A 19906-nucleotide genomic window follows, 5' to 3' on the forward strand; every position below is an offset into this window, starting at 1 on the left:
GGCCCGAAGGGCCAACAAGGGGGAAAGGGGCGCAGCCCCATGGGAACCCCCGTCACACGGACACAGGCACCCGCTCCTCGGCCACGGGAGGTCCGGCGACCACGGCGGCCGCCCCCCGCCGGGGAAGCAGGCCCGCGGCCACCGCCCCGAGCGCCACCACCCCGGCCCCCACCCACAACGCGGGCTCGAGCCCGTCCACGAACGCCACCGGCGACTCGTACCCGCCCTGCGCGGAGAACACGGAGGCCATCAAGGCGACACCGAGCGCCCCGCCCACCTCGCGCAGCGCGTTGTTCGCCCCGGAGGCGATGCCCTGCTCGGACGGCCGGACGCTGGCCATGACCAGGCTGGCGGCCGGGGCGAAGTACAGCGCCATGCCGACCCCGCTGATGATCAGGGCGGGCAGCTGGGCGGCGTACGACACGTCGGGAGACAGGACGAGGGCGAACCAGCCGAGCCCGACGGCCTGGAGGGCGAGTCCCGCGGTGACGATCGGCCGGCCCCCGATGCGGTCGGACAGATAGCCCGCGATCGGCGCGACGATCATCGGCATGCCGGTCCAGGGCAGCAGCCGCAGCCCCGCCTCGGTCGGCGAGTACCCGAGCACGCCCTGGAGGAACTGGCTGAGCAGGAAGATCGAGCCGAACATGCCGACGAACATCAGCAGGCTGGCCGCGTTGATCGCGGAGAACGCCCGGCTCCGGAAGAGCCGCATCGGCAGCATCGGGTTCTTGGCGCGGATGCCGTGGCGCACGAAGCCTCCGAGCAGCGCGGTGCCCGCGATCAGACCGGTCAGAACGGGCGCGCTGGTCCAGCCGTCGATGTTGCCGCGGATCAGGGCGTACACGATCCCGAAGAGGCCGCCGCTGGCGAGCAGGGTGCCGGGGAAGTCGAGCGGGGCGCCGGTGCCGTAGGACTCGGCGAGACGTATGCGGGCGAGCGGCAGCAGGGCCAGGCCCAGCGGGACGTTCAGCCAGAAGATCCACTGCCAGGAGACGTGCTCGGTGAGCGCGCCCCCGATGAGCGGCCCGCTGGCGACCGCGAGGCCGTTGACGGCGCCCCAGATCCCGAACGCCATGCCGCGCTTGGCGGCCGGTACGGCGGCCGTGAGCAGCGTCAGGGTGAGCGGCATCATGATCGCGGCGCCGACGCCCTGTACCGCGCGGGCGGCGATCAGTTCGTTGATGCCGGGCGCGAGGGCCGCGGCGGCGGAGGCACCGGTGAAGATCGCGAGGCCGACGCCGAAGAGCTTGCGGCGCCCGAACCTGTCCCCCAGGGCCGCACCGAACATCAGCAGCACGGCGAAGGTGAGGGTGTAGGCGCTCACCGTCCATTCGAGGTCTTCAAGGGCGCCGCCCAGATCCTTGCGGATGGAGGGCAGCGCCATGGTGACGACGAGGTTGTCGAGGGCCGCCATGAAACCGGCGACGCTGGTGATGACGAGGGCCCAGACGGTTCCCCCGCGGGATGCTGCTTGCTGTGACATGTCTCCCCCGGACGGTGAGTGTCGGATGTCAGGTTAGTAATTGATGACTAACTTTCATGGTCATGACGAGGCGCGAATCCCGGGCCACGGCCACTACAGCTGCTACGGCTGCCACGACAGCCACTGCGGCTACTACGACTGCACGGACCTCTCCTGGGGCTGGGCCGACATGTAGAACCCTTCCCAGACCCGGTGGTCGGCGGGGAACCCCATGGCCGACAGGACGTTGATCAGCATCCCGTAGGCCATGAACTGCGTCGTCCCATCCACGTCCGCCCCGAGCGGCAGATGCGCGGCCTCCCAGATCTCCATCCATCCGGCGCGCACCATCTCGCCGAACTCGTGGTCCCCGGCGGCCTCGGCGGCCGCCACGGCGACGTACGTCTGGAGCTGCATCTGGAGCTTGTCGGGGTCGTCGGCGATGAGCTTCGAGTACGCGATGGCCATGGCGTGCAGGGCCTCTTCGCCGTGCAGCCCCTCGCCCGCCTTCGCGAAGACCTTGCGGGTGTCCTCCAGGCAGCGCGCCGACGCCGCCAGGAAGATCGCCTTCTTGCTCGGGAAGAGCCGGAAGAGATAGGGCTGCGAGACTCCGACGCGCTTGGCGATCGCCTCGGTCGACGTCCCGTGATACCCACCGCGGGCGAATTCGCTCATCGCCGCGCGGATGACGCTCTCGCGCCTCTCCTCTGCGCTCATCCTGACCATGCGAATAAGTTAGTGTCCAATCACTAACCAAGTCAAGGGGTGGCCTTGCGGGGGTGCCGAGGGGTGACCCTCCGGGGGCACGAGTAAGGGGCGTCCGCAATGGCGGGCGCCCCTTACTACTGCTACTACTACGCGACTCGCGGCCGTGCCGTCGGCCGAACAGTCAGACCCTCAGGCCAGCCGCACGACCGCCCGGGACATGCCGAGCACCTTCTGGTCGCCGCTCTTGGCCAGCAGATCGACCCGCACCTGCTGGTCGTCGAGCTTCGCGGCGACCTTCGCGCTGACCTCGATCGTGGCGCCCTTGTCGTCGTTCGGGACCACGACGGGCTTGGTGAAGCGCACGCCGTACTCGACGACGGCGGCCGGGTCACCCGCCCAGTCCGTCACGACGCGGATGGCCTCGGCCATCGTGAACATGCCGTGCGCGATGACGTCGGGAAGGCCGACCTCGACCGCGAACTTCTCGTTCCAGTGGATCGGGTTGAAGTCGCCGGAGGCGCCCGCGTACCGCACGAGTGTGGCGCGTGTCACCGGGAAGGTCTGGGCCGGGAGTTCGGTGCCGACCTCGACGTCGTCGTATGCGATCTTCGCGGTCATGGTCACGCCCCCTCTGCGGCGGGCTCCGCCGCGCGCGCGACGAGCTTGGTCCAGGCGGTCACGACGTGCTCCCCGGCCTCGTCGTGGACCTCGCCGCGGATGTCCAGGATGTCGTTGCCGGCGAGCGACTTGATGTTCTCGATGGTCGAGGTCACCGTGAGCCGGTCGCCCGCGTACACGGGACGCGTGTACGCGAACTTCTGGTCGCCGTGCACGACTCGGCTGTAGTCGAGGCCCAGCTGCGGGTCCTCGATGACCTTGCCCGCGGCCTTGAACGTGATCGCGAACACGAAGGTCGGCGGGGCGAGCACATCGGGGTGGCCGAGCGCCTTGGCGGCTTCCGGGTCGGCGTACGCGGGATTGGCGTCACCCACCGCGACCGCGAATTCGCGGATCTTCTCGCGGCCGACCTCATAGGGGTCGGTGGGCGGGTAGGACCGCCCCACGAAGGACTGGTCGAGCGCCATGGCTCGGCACCTCCTGGCAGCTGGGTTCTCGGTAGGGGCCGGACGGGGCCGCCGCCGGTGCGGCGGGCGGGATGGGTCCGGAAATGACTCGAGGCCGCCCCCGAGTGATCGGGGGCGGCCTCGAGTACTAGCCTGTTTTTATCGCGTTTCGCGGTGCGCGGTGTGCGAGTTGCAACGCGGGCAGTGCTTCTTCATCTCCAGTCGGTCCGGGTTGTTACGCCGGTTCTTCTTGGTGATGTAGTTCCGCTCCTTGCACTCCACGCAGGCCAGCGTGATCTTCGGGCGGACGTCGGTGGCAGCCACGTGAGTGCTCCTTGACGGACGGATGGACGGATGAACGCATAAAAGAGTAGCCGATCGAAGGACCGACCCCACAATCGGCTACTGAAGGGTAGCGGTGACCGGACTTGAACCGGTGACACAGCGATTATGAGCCGCTTGCTCTACCGACTGAGCTACACCGCTGCGATGCGCTTCGGCCCCTCGCCCGGAAGCGAGGAACCTCACACATCAGAGCCCCAATGCGGAATCGAACCGCAGACCTTCTCCTTACCATGGAGACGCTCTACCGACTGAGCTATTGGGGCGAGCGATGAAGACATTACACGCTCGCCCGCCGATCGCCCAAATCCGTTTCGCCAGGGCCGTCCGGGGGCATGGCGCAGGCCCACAAAAGGCCGCCTCACCCGCCTCACCAGGGGCCACCAGGCCCTCGCACCACAGCAGTACGACTATTGCGCTCCTCCGCGAAGCGGGCTCCCCACCGCCCTAGGCTCGACCCGCGCTGCGTGATCTTGCGTGCCTCGACGCCGCCGTCCACGCGCGCCCTCGGGTCGCGTCCCGGCACGCCTCGAGCCGCCCGCAGCCGCCCCCGAGCACCAGGAGCGCGATGCCCGACAGCCAGCCGCAGCAGCCCTCTTCGCCCGACTCCCCCGGCCCCCGGGAGTCCCCCGGCCCCCAGGACGCCCACGACGCCCGGAACGCCGCGGGCCCCCCGGCACCGTCGCCCTCGCCCTCACCCTCCCCGTCGTCCGCCCCCTCGCCCTCCCCGGCACCCGCCGCGCCCGCCGCGCTGCTGCTTAGCGGGGCGCGGCTGACGGACGGCAGGACCGTGGACGTACGGCTCGCTGAGGGCCGTATCGAGGCTGTCGGTACGGCGGGCAGTCTGGCCGCGCACGCGGGGCGCGTGGACCTGAGCGGCTACCTCCTGCTGCCCGCGGCGGCGGAGCCGCACGCGCACAGCGACACGGCGCTGAGCGCGCTCGCGGACGGCCCGGTCCCGGGGGACGTCCAGGACGTGCAGCGGCGCGCCACCGAGGCGGCGCTGCTGCAGCTCGGGCACGGGGCGACGGCGCTGCGCTCGCATGTGCGGATCGGTGACGTCCAGGGCCTGGACTCGCTGCAGGCGGTGCTCCAGGCGCGGCGCTCGCTGCGCGGCCTTACCGACCTCTCCGTAGTGGCGGTGCCGCGGCTGCTGACCGGGATGGCGGGCGCCGACGGGATGGCGATGCTGCGGGACGCGGTGAAAATGGGCGCCTCCGTAGTGGGCGGTTGCCCGGATCTGGACCCCGATCCGACGGGGTACGCGGAGGCGGTCCTCGACCTGGCGGCGGAGCACGGCTGCGCGGTCGACCTGCATACGGACGGCGGGGATCCGGCCCGTCTGGCGCGGCTCGCGGCAGCGGCCGGGGGGCTGCGGCCCGGGGTGGCGATCGGGCCGTGCGGCGGCCTCGGGCGGCTGCCGTCCGACGTGGCGGCGCGGACCGCGGAGCAGTTGGCGGCGGCCGGTGTGACGGTGGTGTGCCTGCCGCAGGGCGACTGCGGGGGCGCGGGGCACGGGGCGCGGGCGGCCGCGTCCGCGGGGGTGCCGGACGGCGGGGCGGTCCCGGTGCGGCTGTTGCGGGCCGCCGGGGTGCGGGTCGCGGCGGGCAGCGGGGCGCTGCGGGACGCGGCGAACCCGGTGGGCCGCGGGGATCCGCTGGAGGCGGCGTACCTCCTCGCGTCCCGGCAGGGGCTGCGCCCCGAGGAGGCCTACGACGCGGTGAGTTCGGCGGCGCGGGCGGCGATGGGGCTGCCCGGGGTCAGGGTGGAGGCGGGGTTCCCCGCGGAACTCCTCGCCGTGCGCGGCGACACCCTCGCCGGGGCGCTGTCGCTGGCGTACAGCCGCATCGTGGTGCACCGGGGGCGCGTGGTGGCGCGGACCAGCGCGGTGCGGGAGTACTGCGACTCGGCGGCCGCGGTGGCGCTCGATCTGCCGCGGCAGGGGCGGGGGAAGGAGGGTGGGGTGGTCTCGTGAGGGGGCGGGTGGTGAGGCTGTGCGGTGGGCCGTGCGCCTCTGAGTGGTCCGTACGTCTCCAGGGGGTGGCCCGTACGGCATGTGGCCTGGTGCGGGACGTTCCAGCCGCGATCACACGCGGGCTGCCGTACGGTCGGGAGCATGCGCATTGTCATCGCTGGAGGTCATGGTCAGATCGCGCTGCGGCTTGAGCGACTGCTCGCCGCGCGCGGTGACGAAGCCGCAGGGCTCATCCGCAACCCGGCCCACGAGGCCGATCTCCGGGACGCCGGCGCCGAACCGGTGCTGTGCGACCTGGAGTCGACGTCCGTGGAGGAGGTCGCCCGGCATCTGGAGGGCGCGGACGCGGCGGTGTTCGCGGCGGGCGCGGGGCCCGGCAGCGGGGCGGACCGCAAGAACACGGTGGACCGTGACGCCGCCGTCCTGTTCGCGGACGCCGCCGAGCGCGCCGGGGCCCGCCGGTACATCGTGGTGTCGTCGATGGGCGCGGACCCCGACCACCCCGGCGACGAGATCTTCGACGCCTATCTGCGGGCCAAGGGCGAGGCCGACGCGTACGTACGCGGCCGCACCGCCCTGGACTGGACGGTCCTGCGTCCCGGCATGCTGACGGACGACGCCGGCACGGGTCTCGTACGCCTGGAGGCCTCGACCGGCCGGGGCCCGATCCCGCGCGACGACGTGGCCGCGGTGCTCGCGGAGCTCCTGGAGACCCCGGCGACGGCGGGGCTCACCCTCGAACTCATCAGCGGCTCGACACCGGTCTCGGTGGCGGCGAAGTCGGTCGCGGGCAACTGACGCGCGCCGCTGTCCTGTCCGAAGCGTCAGAACAGCGGCAGCTGCCCCGGGAACTCCGGCACCACGTACCCGTCGAGCGCGGGCTGCGCGGCGCCGAGGTGGGCGTGCTGCCGGGACCCGGGGCACGAGACGAGATCCCCGGTGCCACGCGGCCCGGGCGGATCGTGGCGGGCGAACCTCCCTCCCACGACCGCGATTTCACGACGGCACACGGGGCAGTGTCTGCGACGGGACGAACTGGACGACGACATACGTCCCAGTGTGCCCACGCCGAAGCCCGGACCTGCGGCAACCGGCCCCGGAACCAGAAAAACGAAGAACCCCCTCCGTGCCTGCGTTGTCGCAGGACGAAGGGGGTTTCCTTCATGTGGCGGCGCCAGGATTCGAACCTGGGAAGGCGAAGCCGGCAGATTTACAGTCTGCTCCCTTTGGCCGCTCGGGCACACCGCCAGGGGATGCTGCTCCGGGGCTGGCCGCTCTCGCGGTGCTCCGTGGCAACGACGTAAACGATACCTGATGACCGGGGGTGCTTCGCCACCCGATTGATCGGCACCCGGCGGGGAGGCAGTGGCTAGGCTTTACGGATGCGGTCGGCGACTAGAAGGCCGTGTACCCGCTGAGTACGCAGACCCCGATACAAGGAGCCACAGGACATGGCCGACTCCAGTTTCGACATCGTCTCGAAGGTCGAGCGGCAGGAGGTCGACAACGCCCTCAACCAGACGGGCAAGGAGATCTCGCAGCGCTACGACTTCAAGAACGTCGGTGCTTCGATCTCCTGGTCCGGCGAGAAGATCTTGATGGAGGCCAACTCGGAGGACCGGGTCAACGCGATCCTCGACGTCTTCCAGTCCAAGCTGATCAAGCGTGGCATCTCCCTGAAGGCGCTGGACGCGGGCGAGCCGCAGCTGTCCGGCAAGGAGTACAAGATCTTCGCCACGATCCAGGAGGGCATCTCCCAGGAGAACGCGAAGAAGGTGGCGAAGATCATTCGCGACGAGGGCCCGAAGGGCGTCAAGGCGCAGGTCCAGGGCGAGGAGCTGCGCGTCAGCTCCAAGAGCCGTGACGACCTGCAGGCCGTGCAGGCGCTCCTGAAGGGCCAGGACTTCGACTTCGCCCTGCAGTTCGTGAACTATCGGTAGTTCGTGGGCCGTTCGGCTCGCCGACGTACGACGGAGGGCGGGCACCCGGATCGGGTGCCCGCCCTTGCTGCTGGCTGCAGTCTGTGCCGTCGTCAGCGGCGTGAGTGGCCGAAGAGGATGCGGTAGGCGATCAGAAGGACGAGGGAGCCGCCGATGGCCGCGGCCCAGGTCGCGCCGTCGAAGAAGTGGTCGGCTATCGGGCGGTCGAGGAAGCGCGCGGAGATCCAGCCGCCCACGAAGGCTCCCGCGACGCCGATCAGCGTCGTACCGATGAAGCCGCCCGGATCGCGGCCCGGGAGCAGGAGCTTGGCGGTGGCACCGGCGAGCAGCCCGAGAACGATCCAGCTGATGATGCCCATGGTGACCTGCCTTTTCGTGCTGGCGTGCGAGTGGCTCTTCGTACCTTTTCGTGGAGTGTTGTCCTGAAGGACGTGGTGAGGGGCGTGCGCGGTTCCCGGGTGCCCGCTGGATGCGGCGCAGGACACAGCGGAGGCGCGGGGCGTGCGGGAGCGCAGCGGGCGCGGCAGGGCGGCGGCTGTGGGGTGCGGGTGGGGTGCGGTGCGGTGGGCTTTGGTCAGTCCCGGCCGGGCGGCAGGGATCCGGACGGCGGCTGGCCGCCCGGAGCGCCGTACGGGGACGGTCCGGCGCCCGCGCGGGCGGGAGCGCCGATCGGGCCGGCGGCCGTGAACGGCTCGTCCGTGGGCACGATGTCGCGGCCGAGGGGCAGCAGCGAGATGGGGATCATCTTGAAGTTGGCGAGGCCCAGCGGGATGCCGATGATCGTGACGCAGAGCAGCAGGCCGGTGAAGACGTGGCCGAGGGCGAGCCACCAGCCCGCGAGGATCAGCCAGAGGATGTTGCCGATCAGCGAGGGCGCGCCCGCGTCCCCGCGCTCGACCGCCTTGCGCCCGAAGGGCCACAGCGCGAACAGGCCGATGCGGAACGACGCGAGGCCGAACGGAATGCCGATGATCGTGATGCACAGCAGCACGCCCGCGAACAGATAGAACAAGCACATCCACAGGCCGCACAGGATGAGCCAAATGACGTTCAGAACTGTCTTCACTGCTGACGACCTGCCATCTGCTCGAGCCGGGCGATGCGCTCCGCCATCGGCGGGTGGGTGGAGAACAGCTTCGACATGCCCTGGCCGGGCCGGAACGGATTGGCAATCATCATATGGCTCGCCGTTTCGAGCCGGGGCTCCGGCGGAAGCGGCAACTGCTTCGTACCGGCGTCGAGTTTGCGCAGGGCACTGGCCAGAGCCAGTGGGTCGCCGGTGAGTTGCGCGCCGGACGCGTCGGCCTCGTACTCCCTGGAACGGCTGATGGCGAGCTGGATGATGGACGCGGCGAGCGGGCCGAGCAGCATGATCAACAGCATCCCGAAGATGCCGGGTCCTTCGTTGTCGTTCGAGCGTCCGATCGGAATCAGCCAGGCGAAGTTGACCAGAAACATGATGACGGAGGCGAGTGCCCCCGCGACCGAGGAGATCAGGATGTCGCGGTTGTAGACATGGCTCAGTTCGTGGCCGATCACGCCGCGCAGTTCGCGCGGGGTGAGGATGCGCAGGATGCCGTCCGTGCAGCAGACGGCGGCGTTGCGTGGGTTGCGGCCGGTCGCGAAGGCGTTCGGCGCCTCGGTCGGTGAGATGTAGAGCCGGGGCATGGGCTGCCGCGCCTGCGTCGAGAGCTCGCGCACCATGCGGTACAGCTCGGGGGCCTCGAACTCGCTCACCGGGCGTGCCCGCATCGCGCGCAGGGCCAGCTTGTCGCTGTTCCAGTACGCGTACGCGTTCGTGCCGACCGCCACGAAGAGCGCGACGATCAGGCCCATACGCCCGAAGAAGCTGCCGATGACGATGATGAGTGCGGACAGTCCCCCGAGGAGTACGGCGGTCTTCAGCCCGTTGGTCCGGCGGTGCACGGTACGCCCTCCTGGTGGTGCGCGGGGGAACCCTCTGCTTGCTGGTGCTTCCACTGTTCAGTGGACCCTCCCTTACTGGTCAACGCCAGGCGGAGGGTGCTAGTTCCCTTGTGCGCTCAGGAGCGGTGTGGGCCGCGCGGGTGACGGCGGCGGTCCGGGCCGTACGTCCGGGCTCAGCGCACGCCGTGTTCCGCGAACTGGAGGACGAGCTGGGGTGCCCCGGAGAGGGCGACGCCGAGCACGGCGGTGACCGCGATGGCAGCGGTCAGGGGGGCCGGGACGTGGTGCTTGGCGGGCTCGCCCTCGGGGGCGCGGAACAGCAGCGCCGTCCACTGGAGGTAGTAGTAGAGCGCGATCACCACGTTGGCCGCCATGACGACGGCGAGCCAGCCCAGGCCCGCGTCGACCGCCGTGGAGAACACGGTGACCTTCGCGAACAGGCCGATGATGCCCGGCGGCAGACCGGCCAGGCAGAGCAGGAAGAAGGCGAGGACCAGGGCCGACAGGGGGCTCTTGGCGTACAGGCCCCGGTAGTCGCTGACACGGTTCAGCTTCTGCGTGCGGCCGACCAGGGCGGCGACGGCGAACGCTCCGAGGTTCACGGCGGCGTACATCAGGGCGTACGCGACGGTCGCGCCGGTGGTCTCCAGGACGTCGGAGTGGCGGTCGGCGTACCCGGCGGCCGCGATCGGCACCAGGAGGTAGCCCGCCTGGCCGACCGAGGACCAGGCGAGCAGCCGGACCGCGCTGTACGCGCGCGTGGACTGCTGACGCAGGGCGGCGACGTTGCCGACGGTCATGGTGAGGGCGGCGAGCCCGGCGAGTGCGGGCCCCCAGACGTCGGCGTACTCCGGGAAGGCGACGACCGTGACGAGGATCAGGCCGGTGAAGCCGACGGCCTTGCCGACGACGGAGAGGTAGGCGGCGACGGGCAACGGCGCGCCTACGTAGGTGTCGGGCACCCAGAAGTGGAAGGGGACGGCGGCCACCTTGAAGGCGAAGCCGACCAGGGTCAGGACGACGCCGGTCTGCGCGAGCGTGTCCAGTTGTCCGTCGACTTTCCCGAGCTTCTCGCCCACCTCGGTGAGGTGCATGGTGCCCGTCGCGGCGTACACGAAGCTGACGCCCAGGAGGGTCACGGCGGTCGCGGTCACCGAGGAGAGGAAGAACTTCAGGGCCGCCTCGGAGGACCGCTTGTCGCCGCGCTTGAGGCCGACGAGAGCGAAGGCGGGCAGGGAGGCGACCTCCAGGGCGACGACGAGTGTCGCGAGGTCGCGGGAGGCGGGCAGCAGGGCGGCGCCCGCGGCCGAGGAGAGCAGCAGGAACCAGTACTCCCCTTCGGGGAGTTCCTTGTCGGCGTTCCGCGCGTCCTTGAGGGCGGTCATCGAAAGCAGGGCGGTGAGCAGCGCGCCGCCGATGACGAGGAGTTGGATGACGAGGGTGAACTCGTCGACCGTGTAGCTGCAGGCGGTGGCGCGCGGGCCGCTGAGGCAGAACGTCGAACGGTGCGAGTCGGTGAGGGGCAGCAGGAGGAGACCCGCCGCGGTCAGGCCCGCGAGGGAGACCCAGCCGAGCAGGTGCTTGTTGCGCTCGCTCAGGAACAGGTCGGCGACGAGGACCGCGAGGCCGACGACCGCCACGATCGTGGGCGGCGCGACGGCCACCCAGTCGACGGACTGGATGAGGCTCGCGGTGGATTCGGCGGCGATCACGACTTGCCTCCTGCGAGGAGCTGCTGGACGGCCGGGTCGGTGAGGCCGAGGAGGGCCGCGGGCCAGAGGCCGGCGAGGACGGTGAGGGCGACGAGCGGGGTCCAGGCGGCGAACTCGTAGCCCTGGACGTCGGTGAGCCGCGGTGCCTCCTGGGTCGCGGACATCGGGCCCATGCAGACGCGGCGTACGACGATGAGCATGTACGCAGCCGTGAGCAGGGTGCCGAACGCGGCGATGGCCATGAACGTGAGGAAGGCGGGGCGGCTGAGGTCGTCGGCGGGTTTGAACGCGCCGAACAGGGCGAGCATCTCGCCCCAGAACCCGGCGAGTCCCGGCAGTCCGAGCGAGGCGACGGCGCCGAAGGCGAGCAGGCCGCCGAGGCGCGGCGCCTTGCCGTACAGGGCGGCGCCGGACTGGGAGGAGTCCTGCGCGGCGGAGCCGCTCGTTGAGGGGCGGTGGCCGGGTGACGGGAGGGAGAGGGCGTCGAGGTCGCTCGTGCCCGTGCGGTCCTTGAGCGCGCCGACCAGGAAGAACAGCAGGCCGGTGATGAGGCCGTGGGCGATGTTGGCGAAGAGCGCGCCGTTCACGCCGGTCGGCGTCATGGTCGAGATGCCGAGGAGCACGAAGCCCATGTGGCCGACGGAGGAGTACGCGATGAGGCGCTTGAGGTCGCCCTTCGCGCCGGGCCTGGCGAGGGCGAGGCAGGCGAGGGATCCGTAGATGATCCCGACGACGGCGAACGCGGCGAGATAGGGCGCGAACGTCTCCATTCCGTCGGGCGCGATCGGCAGCAGGATCCGGACGAACCCGTACGTACCCATCTTCAGCAGGACACCGGCCAGCAGGACCGAGCCGACGGTGGGCGCGGCGGTGTGGGCGTCGGGGAGCCAGCTGTGCAGCGGCCACATCGGCGTCTTGACCGCGAGCCCGATCCCGATCGCCAGAACGGCGATGACCTGCACGGATGTACTCAACTGCCGGTCGTTGTCAGTGGCGAGTGCCACCATGTCGAATGTGCCCGCCCTCAGCCCGATGAGGAGCAGGCCGAGCAGCATGACGACGGAGCCGAGCAGCGTGTAGAGGATGAACTTCCAGGCGGCCTGCGTGCGTTGGGCGCCGCCCCAGCGGGCGATGAGGAAGTACATCGGGATGAGGACCATCTCGAACGCGAGGAAGAACAGCAGCAGATCGAGGACGGCGAAGGTCGCGAGGGTGCCGGACTCCAGGACGAGGATCAGCGCCACGAATGCCTTGGGGGACGGCCCGGTCGGCATTTTGAAGTAGGAGTACAGCGCGCAGAGGAAGGTCAGCAGCGCGGTCAGGACCAGAAGGGGGAGGGAGATGCCGTCGATGCCGAGATGGATGCGCACGTCGAGTGCGGGGATCCAGCTGATGTCCGTCGTGGCCTGCATCTTCGACGGATGGTCGTGGTCGAAGCCGAGCGCGAGGACGATCGCGGCGAGCAGGACCGCGCCGGTCACGGTCACGCCGTGGCGCAGCACGGCCTGGTCCGGGGACTTCCCCTTCAGCCCGGGCGGGGCCGGGAGGAGCGCGGCCACGGCGCCGATGAGCGGGCCGACGACGATCAACGCGAGAAGGAACTGCATCACTGACTCACTGATACCGATCACGGCTGCTCACGCTCCGGCGGTGGCGACGAGGACGGCGGCGACCGCCAGGACGACGGTGCCCGCGAGCAGCGCGCTCAGATAGGTCTGCACGTTGCCGGTCTGCGCGCGGCGGACGGCCGCGCCGAGCCAGCGGGGTGCGGTGCCCGCGCCGCGTACGTACGTGTCGACGACCTCGCGGTCGAGGAAGCGGACGAGCCGGGCGCCGGCCTGGACGGGGCGGACGAACAGGGCCGCGTAGAGGGCGTCGAGGTGGAAGCCGACGGCGGCGTGGCGGTGCAGCGGGCCGAGCAGGAGGCGGCCCGGGTCCGCCGGGTCGGGGGCGCTCGCGACGTCTCCGTACGCCGGAGCGTGGGCCGCGATGGCCTCCGCCTCGACCTGGCCCGCGTCGGCGTCGGGGTGCGCGGCGACCGCGCCGATCGGGACGCGGGCGGCGAGCGCGGTGGTGTGCCGCCACGCGCCGTACGTGACCAGGGCGCCGACGAGGGCGACGCCCGTGCCGAGGACGGAGGTGGTGAGGGTCGGGGCGAGCTTGTGGCCGTCGAACCAGTCCGGGAGGACACCGACGGTCACGCCGAAGGCCAGCGACGGAACGGCGAGCACCCAGAGCACGGCGGTCATGGCGACCGGCTGCCTGCCGTGGTCCGGTGCCTCCGCTCCCCCATCAGACGGGGCGGCGCGCAGCGCCTCGTCGGAAGGGCGGTGGGCGACGGGTGAGCGGAAGGCGAGCAGCCACAGGCGGGTCGCGTACGCGGCGGTCAGGAGGGCCGCGACCAGGCCCGCGACGAGGACGATCCAGCCCGCCGCGGCGGGGGCGGACTCGGCGTGGCCGGTGGCCGTGTGCTCGGCGGCGCCGAGGACGGCCTCCTTGGAGAAGAAGCCGCTGAAGGGCGGGATCGCGGCGAGCGCGAGGAGCGCCACGGTCATCGTCCAGTAGGCGTCGGGGACGCGGTCACGCAGGTCCTTCATGCGGGACATGGCGGCGAGCGAGTTGGTGCCCGCGGCGTGGATGATCACGCCCGCGGCGAGGAACAGGAGCGCCTTGAAGGCGCCGTGCGACAGGAGGTGGAAGACGGCGGCACCGCGGTCGCCGACGGCGAGGGCGCCGGTCATGTAGCCGAGCTGGCCGATCGTCGAGTACGCGAGGACGCGCTTGATGTCGTCCTGGGCGAGCGCGGCGAGGGCCGAGCCGGCCATGGTCACGGCGGCCATGACGGCGAGGACGACCAGGGCGGCGGCCGAGGCGGCGAAGACCGGGAGGAGCCGGGCGATGAAGTAGACGCCGGCGGCGACCATCGTCGCGGCGTGGATGAGCGCGGAGACGGGCGTCGGGCCCGCCATCGCGTCGGGCAGCCAGGTGTGCAGCGGGAACTGCGCGGACTTGCCCGCGACGCCCGCGAGGAGCAGCAGGGCGATGAGGGTGGGGTGGTCGAGGTCGCCGTTCGCGACGGTGGCCAGGATCTTCGTGATCCGGAACGAGTCCGCGTCCACGGCGAGGGCGAACAGGCCGATCAGGAAGGGGACGTCGCCGAGCTTGGTGACCAGGAAGGCCTTCAGGGAGGCCGCGCGCGCCTCGGGCGTCTCCCAGTAGTGGCCGACGAGGAAGTACGAGCAGATGCCCATGATCTCCCAGCCGACCAGGAGCACCATCAGGTCGCCGGAGTAGACGACGAGCAGCATCGCGGAGGTGAAGAGGGAGACCAGGGCGGCGTACGAGGGGTAGCGCGGGTCGCCGTGCAGGTAGGCCGTCGAGTAGATCTGCACGCAGGAGGCGACGACGCCGACGAGGACGGCGACGAGGGCCGCGAAGCCGTCGATGTGCAGGGCGAGGTCGATGGGGACCGAGCCGGTGGGCGTGAGCTGGGTGGCCGCGTCCACGGCCGCGTCGCCGCCTTGGCGCACGGCCACGACGGCGGCGAGCCCGAGCGACGTCAGGGCGGGCAGCACCGCGAGGGGACGGACGAGGCCGGGCACCGTGCGGCCGAGCAGCAGTCCGGCGACGGCGCCGAGGAACGGCAGGAGGGGGACGAGGACGGCGAGGGTGGTCGTGGTCACGCGGTGGCCTCAGCCTTCTGCGACGCCCCGGGGGCGGGCTCGTCGGGTTCCTCGGCGGCGGCGCCTTCGGAGTCGCCGTAGTCATCGCCGTCGCCGCCGTCGGGCAGTTCGGCGGTGTCGCGGAGGTCGTCGACGGCGGAGGTGCCGCGGTTGCGGTAGACGGCGAGGACGATCGCGAGGCCGATGCCGATCTCGGCGGCGGCGATGGCGATGGTGAACAGGGTCAGGGCCTGGCCGGAGTGCAGGGCGTCGCGCAGCCAGACGTCGAAGGCGACGAGGTTGAGGTTGACGGCGTTGAGCATCAGCTCGACGGACATCAGGACCAGGATCGCGTTGCGGCGGGCGAGCACTCCGTACAGGCCTACGCAGAAGAGGAGGACGGCGAGGACGGCGGGATAGGCGAGGTGCATCAGCGGGTCCTCTCCTTCTGGTCCTTCTGGTCCTTCTGGTCGGCCGGTGCCTCAGGGGCCTTGGGGCCGTGTCGGTTCTGGCGGCCGTTGTCGTCCTGCTCGTCCTTGGACTTGCGGGACAGCACGATCGCGCCGACGAGGGCGGCGAGGAGCAGGACCGAGAGCGCCTCGAAGGGCAGAACCCAGTGCCGGAACAGGATCGAGCCGGTGACGTCGGTGGTGCCCTGGGGCTTGTCGAGCTCGATCCACTGGGTGCGGAAGGCGTCCACGACGACCCAGACCAGGGCGCCGGCCGCGGCGAGGGCGACGGCGAGCGCGACGGGCCGGTTGCCCGAGTCGGCGTCCGGGGAGCGGCCGATGGGCGCCCTGGTGAGCATCAGGCCGAAGAGGAGGAGGACGACGACGGAACCGACGTAGATGAGGACCTGGACCCAGGCGATGAACTCGGCGGTCAGAAGCAGGTACTCGACGGCGAGGCCGCCGAGCGCGACGACCAGCCAGAGCGCGGCGTGCACGAGCTGGCGGGTGGTGACGGTGATGATCGCGGCGCCCAGGGTGACGAGCCCGACGAGCACGAAGGCGATCTCGACGCCGGTCGGGGAGAGGAAGCCCTGGGGGGCGTCGGCGGCGATGTGGAGGTTCACGCGTCCCCCTCCGGCCTGGCCTCGGGGGCCGGCTTCGGCTCGGGGGCCGCCTCGGTCTCCGGCTCGGCGGCCGGCTTCGCGGCCTCGGCGGCCAGCTTCTCGGCGGCCTTGCGGGCGGCGGCGAGTTCCTTCGGCTCCTCGGCTCCCGGGTCGAGCGCGGGCGGGGCGGGGACGGTCCACATCCACTCGCGGAGCTTGTCGCGCTCGTGGGTGAGTTCGTGGATGTCGGTCTCGGCGTACTCGAACTCCGGGGACCAGAACAGCGCGTCGAAGGGGCACACCTCGATGCAGATGCCGCAGTACATGCAGAGGGAGAAGTCGATGGCGAAGCGGTCGAGGACGTTGCGGCTGCGCTCGCGGCCGCCGGGGGCGGCGGCCGGGACCGTCTCCTTGTGGGAGTCGATGTAGATGCACCAGTCCGGGCACTCGCGGGCGCACAGCATGCAGACCGTGCAGTTCTCCTCGAACAGGCCGATGACGCCGCGGGTACGGGGCGGCAGTTCGGGCTGCACTTCGGGGTACTGCTCGGTGACGGTCTTCCTCGTCATCGTGCGGAGGGTGACGGCGAGGCCCTTGGCGAGGCCTGAACCGGGGACCGGGGGCATCAGTTGATCGCCACCTTCACGATTCCGGTGAGCGCGATCTGCGCGAGGGCGAGCGGGACGAGGAGGACCCAGGCGAGCTTCTGGAGCTGGTCCTCACGGAGGCGGGGGTAGGTGACGCGCAGCCAGATCACGATGAACGCGAGGACGGCGGTCTTCAGGAGCGTCCACACCCAGCCGAGCCCGTCGGCGCCCCACGGCCCGTGCCAGCCGCCGAGGAACAGGACGGTGGTCAGGCCGCACAGGACGACGATCCCGGCGTACTCGGCGAGCAGGAAGAGGGCGAAGCGCAGGCCGGTGTACTCGGTGTACGCGCCGAAGATGATCTCGGAGTCGGCGACCGGCATGTCGAAGGGCGGGCGCTGGAGTTCGGCGAGTCCGGCGACGAAGAAGACGATCGCGCCGACGATCTGCCAGGGCAGCCACCACCACTCGAAGGCGTCCACGATGCCGGGCAGCGAGACCGTGCCCGCGGCCATCGCCACGGACGCGGCGGCGAGCAGCATCGGCAGCTCGTACGCGAGGAGCTGGGCCGCGGTGCGCAGGCCGCCGAGGAGGGAGAACTTGTTGGCCGACGCCCAGCCCGCCATCAGGGAGCCGAGGACGCCGACGCCCATGACGGCGAGTACGAAGAAGATGCCCGCGTCGACGACCTGCCCGACTGCGCCCTCACCGGGGCCGATCGGGATGGCGAGCAGCACGAGCAGATACGGCAGCAGGGCCACGGCCGGGGCGAGCTGGAAGACCCGGCGGTCGGCGTCGGCCGGGACGATGTCTTCCTTCTGGGCGAACTTGACGCCGTCGGCGACGAGCTGGGCCCAGCCGTGGAAGCCGCCCGCGTACATGGGGCCGAGGCGGCCCTGCATGTGGGCCATCACCTTGTGCTCGGTCTGGCCGATGATCAGGGGAAACGTCAGGAAGACGACGAAGACGACGAGGAGTCGCAGCGTGACGTCGAGGGCGTCGTTCACTGCGGGCCTCCTGGGCGGTTGTCAGGGTCGTCGGGGGCGGTGGGCTCGGCGGGGGCTTCGGGGGCTTCGGGGGCTTCGGGGGCTTCGGGAGCCTCCGCGGCCTCAGCAGCCTTTGCGGCGCCGGGAGTCTTCGGTGCTTCCGGCGCCTCCGGTGCTCCCGGAGTCTTCGGTGCTTCCGGAGTCTTCGGTGCTTCCGGAGTCTTCGGTGCTTCCGGAGTCTTCGATGCTTCCGGAGCCTTCGGTGCTTCCGGAGTCTTCGATGCTTCCGGAGCCTCCGGTGCTCCCGGAGTCTTCGGTGCTCCCGGAGCCTCTCGTTTCGAGGGCTGCGCGGCTTCCGGTTCGGTCTCGTCGAAGGCCGGGCGGGCGTTGTGCCAGGGGGCCTCGTCCTTCGCCTTCGGGGGCTCCGCAGGTTCCGCGGCCGGAGTCGCCGGAGCAGCAGGGGCCGTCGAGTCGGCCGGGGTCGCCGGGCCGGCCGGGGTCACCGGAGCCGCAGCCTCCCCCGCGGCACCCTCCGCCCGCTGCGAAGCCGACCCTTGCGAGACACTGCGTGCCCGCCGTGCCGGAGCCGCCTCCGCCTGGCTTGCGGACCCCTCGCCCGCGGTCCGCGTGCGCCGAGCCGGGCGCTCCCCCGCGGCCCGCCCCGCCCCGCGCGCGGGCCGTGCGGGAGCGGCCGGAAGCTGCCCCTTCAGCGGGCCCCACTCGTTGGGGTCGGGCACGCCCGGCGGCAGCATCTGACGCCGCTTGGGCCCACCGTGCGCAGCTCCCGCCGCGGACTCCCCCGGCTCCTTCGCCCCGGGCCACGCCTTCGCCACCCGCGCCGCCAGCACGAAGTCCTTGCGCAGCGGATGGCCCTCGAAGCCCTCGGGCAGCAGCAGCGGTACGAGATGGGGGTGGCCGTCGAAGCCGACGCCGAACATCTCGTGGGTCTCGCGCTCGTGCCAGGCCGCGCCCGCGTAGACGTCGACGGCGGTCGGCAGGGCAGGGGCTTCGTGCGGCACGGTCGTGCGGACGAGCAGCCTCCGCACCGGGGCAAGGGCGACGACGTGGGCGGACACGCGGAAGCCGGTGCCCGGTTCGTCGACGGCGCTGAGCCAGTCGAAGTAGGTGCAGCCGAGGTCGTCGCGGGCGGTCCGCAGGGCGTCGAGCCAGGAGGCCACGGGCACGTCCACCGTCAGGACCTCGTACGACTCCTCGGCGCTCGCCTCCGCGCCGAACAGCTCCTCGACGGGAGCAGGCAGCCAGCCGGTCATCCGGCGTCCTCCCCCGTCACCGGCGCGGCGCCCGGCGCGGGCGGCGCGACCAGGCCGCTTCGCAGCGCCGTCGTGGACGGCCGCGTCCCGTTCGCTCCGTAGCGCTCGCCGAGCGACTCGCGGGCGATCTTCTCCTGGAGCTTGAGGATGCCCTGGAGCAGCGCCTCCGGGCGCGGCGGGCAGCCGGGGACGTACACGTCGACGGGGATGATCTGGTCGACGCCCTTGGTGACGGAGTACGAGTCCCAGTAGGGGCCGCCGCAGTTGGAGCAGGCGCCGAAGGAGATCACGTACTTGGGCTCGGGCATCTGCTCGTACAGACGCTTCACCGCGGGCGCCATCTTGTCGGTGACCGTGCCGGAGACGACCATCAGGTCGGCCTGGCGCGGGCCGGGCGCGAACGGGATCACGCCGAGGCGGATGAAGTCGTGCCGGGCCATGGACGCCGCGATGAACTCGATGGCGCAGCAGGCGAGGCCGAAGTTGAAGACCCACAGGCTGTAGCGGCGGCCCCAGTTGAGGACCACCTTCATCGGCTCGGGGGCGAGGCGGGACAGGACGCCAAGGCGCTTCGGCTCCGGGAGGAGCACGGGCTCCGCCGCGGGCTGCTGGTTCACGTCCATGCGAGGACGCCCTTCTTGTATGCGTACAGCAGGCCCACGGCCAGGAAGCCGAGGAAGATGAACATCTCGACGAGGGTCGCGGCGCCGTATCCGGGCGCGGCGAAGACCGTCGCCCACGGGAAGAGGAAGATCGAGTCGACGGCGAAGATGACGTAGAGGAACGCGTAGACGTAGTAGCGGACCTGGGTGTGGGCCCAGCCGTCGCCGACCGGGTCGACGCCGCATTCGTAGGTGAGCAGTTTCTCCGGGGTCGGCACGACCGGCCGCAGGAGCCGGCCCGCGCCGAAGGCCACGGCGACGAACAGCACGCCCACGACGGCGAGCAGCCCGACGACGGAGTACGACTCGAAGTAGCTCGCCGCGACGTCCGTGTGGTGCGTCGTCACTGGCACCTCAGCCCCTCACTCCCGAAACTCACGCGTGTATCGCTCACGTCTCACCCGTGTCTCGCCGATTCGCCGTCACACCGGGTCCACGAAGCAGCTTGCCGTCACGTCCGTTCGACGATCTGTACGCACGGGAGTCTAGGGCCTGCTAAAGACGCGGTAAGCAGACCGTCATGGCCAAGCACTGGCGAGGTGGGGTTATCCA

Annotated in this window: 22 protein-coding genes, 3 tRNA genes and 1 pseudogene; 4 read left to right on the top strand and 22 right to left on the bottom strand. The window is 71.1% G+C overall.

Features of this window, described 5'->3' with window-relative positions:
• Window positions 1-52 precede the first annotated feature (52 nt).
• Window positions 53-1486 carry a DHA2 family efflux MFS transporter permease subunit gene (locus ACZ6BG_RS12775; RefSeq protein WP_468999863.1) on the bottom strand — a complete coding sequence of 478 codons (1434 nt, stop codon included), beginning with the start codon at window positions 1484-1486 and terminating at the stop codon, window positions 53-55.
• Window positions 1487-1529: 43 nt separating this feature from the next.
• Between ACZ6BG_RS12775 and ACZ6BG_RS12780 the strand changes: the two genes are divergently transcribed.
• A complete protein-coding gene (locus ACZ6BG_RS12780; protein ID WP_468999864.1) occupies window positions 1530-1661 on the top strand; it encodes a hypothetical protein in 132 nt (43 codons plus the stop codon).
• Here ACZ6BG_RS12780 and ACZ6BG_RS12785 read toward each other — a convergent pair.
• From ACZ6BG_RS12785 to ACZ6BG_RS12810, 6 genes are all read right to left on the bottom strand, one after another.
• Window positions 1619-2191 carry a TetR/AcrR family transcriptional regulator gene (locus ACZ6BG_RS12785; protein WP_468999865.1) on the bottom strand — a complete coding sequence of 191 codons (573 nt, stop codon included), beginning with the start codon at window positions 2189-2191 and terminating at the stop codon, window positions 1619-1621. The two genes, ACZ6BG_RS12780 and ACZ6BG_RS12785, sit on opposite strands and share 43 nt — an antisense overlap.
• A 171-nt stretch (window positions 2192-2362) precedes the next feature.
• The gene (locus tag ACZ6BG_RS12790) at window positions 2363-2791 is read right to left on the bottom strand and encodes a MaoC family dehydratase (RefSeq protein ID WP_468450666.1); all 429 of its coding nucleotides are present in this window, start codon (window positions 2789-2791) and stop codon (window positions 2363-2365) included.
• Between the two features lie 2 nt (window positions 2792-2793).
• Window positions 2794-3258: an FAS1-like dehydratase domain-containing protein gene (locus tag ACZ6BG_RS12795; protein WP_468450664.1), complete on the bottom strand. Its 465-nt coding sequence runs from the start codon at window positions 3256-3258 to the stop codon at window positions 2794-2796.
• 138 nt (window positions 3259-3396) lie between these two features.
• Window positions 3397-3561 (bottom strand): 50S ribosomal protein L33, encoded by a 165-nt coding sequence (rpmG, locus tag ACZ6BG_RS12800; protein WP_003956487.1) that lies wholly within the window; start codon window positions 3559-3561, stop codon window positions 3397-3399.
• 89 nt (window positions 3562-3650) lie between these two features.
• Window positions 3651-3723: transfer RNA gene (locus ACZ6BG_RS12805), tRNA-Met, on the bottom strand.
• A 49-nt stretch (window positions 3724-3772) separates the two neighbouring features.
• A tRNA-Thr gene (locus tag ACZ6BG_RS12810) sits at window positions 3773-3845 on the bottom strand.
• Window positions 3846-4147: 302 nt separating this feature from the next.
• Between ACZ6BG_RS12810 and ACZ6BG_RS12815 the strand changes: the two genes are divergently transcribed.
• Both ACZ6BG_RS12815 and ACZ6BG_RS12820 read left to right on the top strand, forming a co-directional pair.
• Window positions 4148-5554, top strand: coding sequence for an amidohydrolase family protein (locus tag ACZ6BG_RS12815; protein WP_468999866.1), 1407 nt, complete (start codon window positions 4148-4150; stop codon window positions 5552-5554).
• A gap of 141 nt (window positions 5555-5695) precedes the next feature.
• Window positions 5696-6352, top strand: coding sequence for an SDR family oxidoreductase (locus ACZ6BG_RS12820; RefSeq protein ID WP_468999867.1), 657 nt, complete (start codon window positions 5696-5698; stop codon window positions 6350-6352).
• A 26-nt stretch (window positions 6353-6378) separates the two neighbouring features.
• On the opposite strand, the gene ACZ6BG_RS12825 is transcribed toward ACZ6BG_RS12820, so the two are convergent.
• Both ACZ6BG_RS12825 and ACZ6BG_RS12830 read right to left on the bottom strand, forming a co-directional pair.
• Entirely contained in the window at window positions 6379-6603 is a 225-nt protein-coding gene (locus ACZ6BG_RS12825) for a hypothetical protein (protein WP_468999868.1), read from the bottom strand.
• 117 nt (window positions 6604-6720) lie between these two features.
• Window positions 6721-6802, bottom strand: a tRNA-Tyr gene (locus tag ACZ6BG_RS12830).
• A 203-nt stretch (window positions 6803-7005) separates the two neighbouring features.
• Here ACZ6BG_RS12830 and ACZ6BG_RS12835 point away from each other — a divergent pair.
• The gene (locus ACZ6BG_RS12835; RefSeq protein ID WP_030359047.1) at window positions 7006-7494 is read left to right on the top strand and encodes a YajQ family cyclic di-GMP-binding protein; all 489 of its coding nucleotides are present in this window, start codon (window positions 7006-7008) and stop codon (window positions 7492-7494) included.
• A gap of 92 nt (window positions 7495-7586) precedes the next feature.
• On the opposite strand, the gene ACZ6BG_RS12840 is transcribed toward ACZ6BG_RS12835, so the two are convergent.
• From ACZ6BG_RS12840 to ACZ6BG_RS12900, 13 genes and pseudogenes are all read right to left on the bottom strand, one after another.
• Window positions 7587-7853 carry a GlsB/YeaQ/YmgE family stress response membrane protein gene (locus ACZ6BG_RS12840; RefSeq protein WP_030359052.1) on the bottom strand — a complete coding sequence of 89 codons (267 nt, stop codon included), beginning with the start codon at window positions 7851-7853 and terminating at the stop codon, window positions 7587-7589.
• A 326-nt stretch (window positions 7854-8179) separates the two neighbouring features.
• Window positions 8180-8560 (bottom strand): annotated as a pseudogene (locus ACZ6BG_RS12845) (YccF domain-containing protein); the annotation flags it as partial.
• On the bottom strand, window positions 8557-9420 hold the full coding sequence (htpX, locus tag ACZ6BG_RS12850) for a zinc metalloprotease HtpX (protein WP_030359066.1): 864 nt from the start codon (window positions 9418-9420) through the stop codon (window positions 8557-8559). The gene htpX and the pseudogene ACZ6BG_RS12845, both read right to left, overlap by 4 nt.
• 173 nt (window positions 9421-9593) lie before the next feature.
• The gene (locus ACZ6BG_RS12855) at window positions 9594-11132 is read right to left on the bottom strand and encodes an NADH-quinone oxidoreductase subunit N (protein ID WP_468999870.1); all 1539 of its coding nucleotides are present in this window, start codon (window positions 11130-11132) and stop codon (window positions 9594-9596) included.
• The gene (locus ACZ6BG_RS12860; RefSeq protein WP_468999871.1) at window positions 11129-12763 is read right to left on the bottom strand and encodes an NADH-quinone oxidoreductase subunit M; all 1635 of its coding nucleotides are present in this window, start codon (window positions 12761-12763) and stop codon (window positions 11129-11131) included. The genes ACZ6BG_RS12855 and ACZ6BG_RS12860 overlap by 4 nt, the downstream gene beginning before the upstream one ends.
• A 6-nt stretch (window positions 12764-12769) precedes the next feature.
• On the bottom strand, window positions 12770-14815 hold the full coding sequence (locus ACZ6BG_RS12865) for an NADH-quinone oxidoreductase subunit 5 family protein (RefSeq protein WP_468999872.1): 2046 nt from the start codon (window positions 14813-14815) through the stop codon (window positions 12770-12772).
• Window positions 14812-15225, bottom strand: coding sequence for an NADH-quinone oxidoreductase subunit NuoK (gene nuoK / locus ACZ6BG_RS12870; protein ID WP_468999873.1), 414 nt, complete (start codon window positions 15223-15225; stop codon window positions 14812-14814). Before nuoK ends, ACZ6BG_RS12865 begins: the two co-directional genes overlap by 4 nt.
• Window positions 15225-15869, bottom strand: coding sequence for an NADH-quinone oxidoreductase subunit J family protein (locus tag ACZ6BG_RS12875; RefSeq protein ID WP_468999874.1), 645 nt, complete (start codon window positions 15867-15869; stop codon window positions 15225-15227). The genes nuoK and ACZ6BG_RS12875 overlap by 1 nt, the downstream gene beginning before the upstream one ends.
• On the bottom strand, window positions 15866-16474 hold the full coding sequence (locus ACZ6BG_RS12880; protein ID WP_468999875.1) for a NuoI/complex I 23 kDa subunit family protein: 609 nt from the start codon (window positions 16472-16474) through the stop codon (window positions 15866-15868). Before ACZ6BG_RS12880 ends, ACZ6BG_RS12875 begins: the two co-directional genes overlap by 4 nt.
• On the bottom strand, window positions 16474-17442 hold the full coding sequence (locus ACZ6BG_RS12885) for a complex I subunit 1/NuoH family protein (RefSeq protein ID WP_468450613.1): 969 nt from the start codon (window positions 17440-17442) through the stop codon (window positions 16474-16476). Before ACZ6BG_RS12885 ends, ACZ6BG_RS12880 begins: the two co-directional genes overlap by 1 nt.
• The gene (locus ACZ6BG_RS12890; RefSeq protein ID WP_468999876.1) at window positions 17439-18692 is read right to left on the bottom strand and encodes an NADH-quinone oxidoreductase subunit C; all 1254 of its coding nucleotides are present in this window, start codon (window positions 18690-18692) and stop codon (window positions 17439-17441) included. Before ACZ6BG_RS12890 ends, ACZ6BG_RS12885 begins: the two co-directional genes overlap by 4 nt.
• Window positions 18689-19315 (bottom strand): NADH-quinone oxidoreductase subunit B, encoded by a 627-nt coding sequence (locus ACZ6BG_RS12895; protein ID WP_468999877.1) that lies wholly within the window; start codon window positions 19313-19315, stop codon window positions 18689-18691. The genes ACZ6BG_RS12890 and ACZ6BG_RS12895 overlap by 4 nt, the downstream gene beginning before the upstream one ends.
• Window positions 19306-19707, bottom strand: coding sequence for an NADH-quinone oxidoreductase subunit A (locus tag ACZ6BG_RS12900; protein ID WP_468999878.1), 402 nt, complete (start codon window positions 19705-19707; stop codon window positions 19306-19308). The genes ACZ6BG_RS12895 and ACZ6BG_RS12900 overlap by 10 nt, the downstream gene beginning before the upstream one ends.
• Window positions 19708-19906 lie beyond the last annotated feature (199 nt).

The sequence above is a fragment of the Streptomyces sp. NPDC041205 genome (assembly GCF_055591765.1).

Bases quoted from the DNA above. Each gene is read 5' to 3' on its own strand.
- ACZ6BG_RS12775 (WP_468999863.1), bottom strand. From the start codon at position 1,486: ATGTCACAGCAAGCAGCATCCCGCGGGGGAACCGTCTGGGCCCTCGTC.
- ACZ6BG_RS12780 (WP_468999864.1), top strand. From the start codon at position 1,530: ATGACTAACTTTCATGGTCATGACGAGGCGCGAATCCCGGGCCACGGC.
- ACZ6BG_RS12785 (WP_468999865.1), bottom strand. From the start codon at position 2,191: ATGGTCAGGATGAGCGCAGAGGAGAGGCGCGAGAGCGTCATCCGCGCG.
- ACZ6BG_RS12790 (WP_468450666.1), bottom strand. From the start codon at position 2,791: ATGACCGCGAAGATCGCATACGACGACGTCGAGGTCGGCACCGAACTC.
- ACZ6BG_RS12795 (WP_468450664.1), bottom strand. From the start codon at position 3,258: ATGGCGCTCGACCAGTCCTTCGTGGGGCGGTCCTACCCGCCCACCGAC.
- ACZ6BG_RS12815 (WP_468999866.1), top strand. From the start codon at position 4,148: ATGCCCGACAGCCAGCCGCAGCAGCCCTCTTCGCCCGACTCCCCCGGC.
- ACZ6BG_RS12820 (WP_468999867.1), top strand. From the start codon at position 5,696: ATGCGCATTGTCATCGCTGGAGGTCATGGTCAGATCGCGCTGCGGCTT.
- ACZ6BG_RS12825 (WP_468999868.1), bottom strand. From the start codon at position 6,603: ATGTCGTCGTCCAGTTCGTCCCGTCGCAGACACTGCCCCGTGTGCCGT.
- ACZ6BG_RS12835 (WP_030359047.1), top strand. From the start codon at position 7,006: ATGGCCGACTCCAGTTTCGACATCGTCTCGAAGGTCGAGCGGCAGGAG.
- ACZ6BG_RS12840 (WP_030359052.1), bottom strand. From the start codon at position 7,853: ATGGGCATCATCAGCTGGATCGTTCTCGGGCTGCTCGCCGGTGCCACC.
- nuoK (WP_468999873.1), bottom strand. From the start codon at position 15,225: ATGCACCTCGCCTATCCCGCCGTCCTCGCCGTCCTCCTCTTCTGCGTA.
- ACZ6BG_RS12880 (WP_468999875.1), bottom strand. From the start codon at position 16,474: ATGCCCCCGGTCCCCGGTTCAGGCCTCGCCAAGGGCCTCGCCGTCACC.
- ACZ6BG_RS12890 (WP_468999876.1), bottom strand. From the start codon at position 18,692: ATGACCGGCTGGCTGCCTGCTCCCGTCGAGGAGCTGTTCGGCGCGGAG.
- ACZ6BG_RS12895 (WP_468999877.1), bottom strand. From the start codon at position 19,315: ATGGACGTGAACCAGCAGCCCGCGGCGGAGCCCGTGCTCCTCCCGGAG.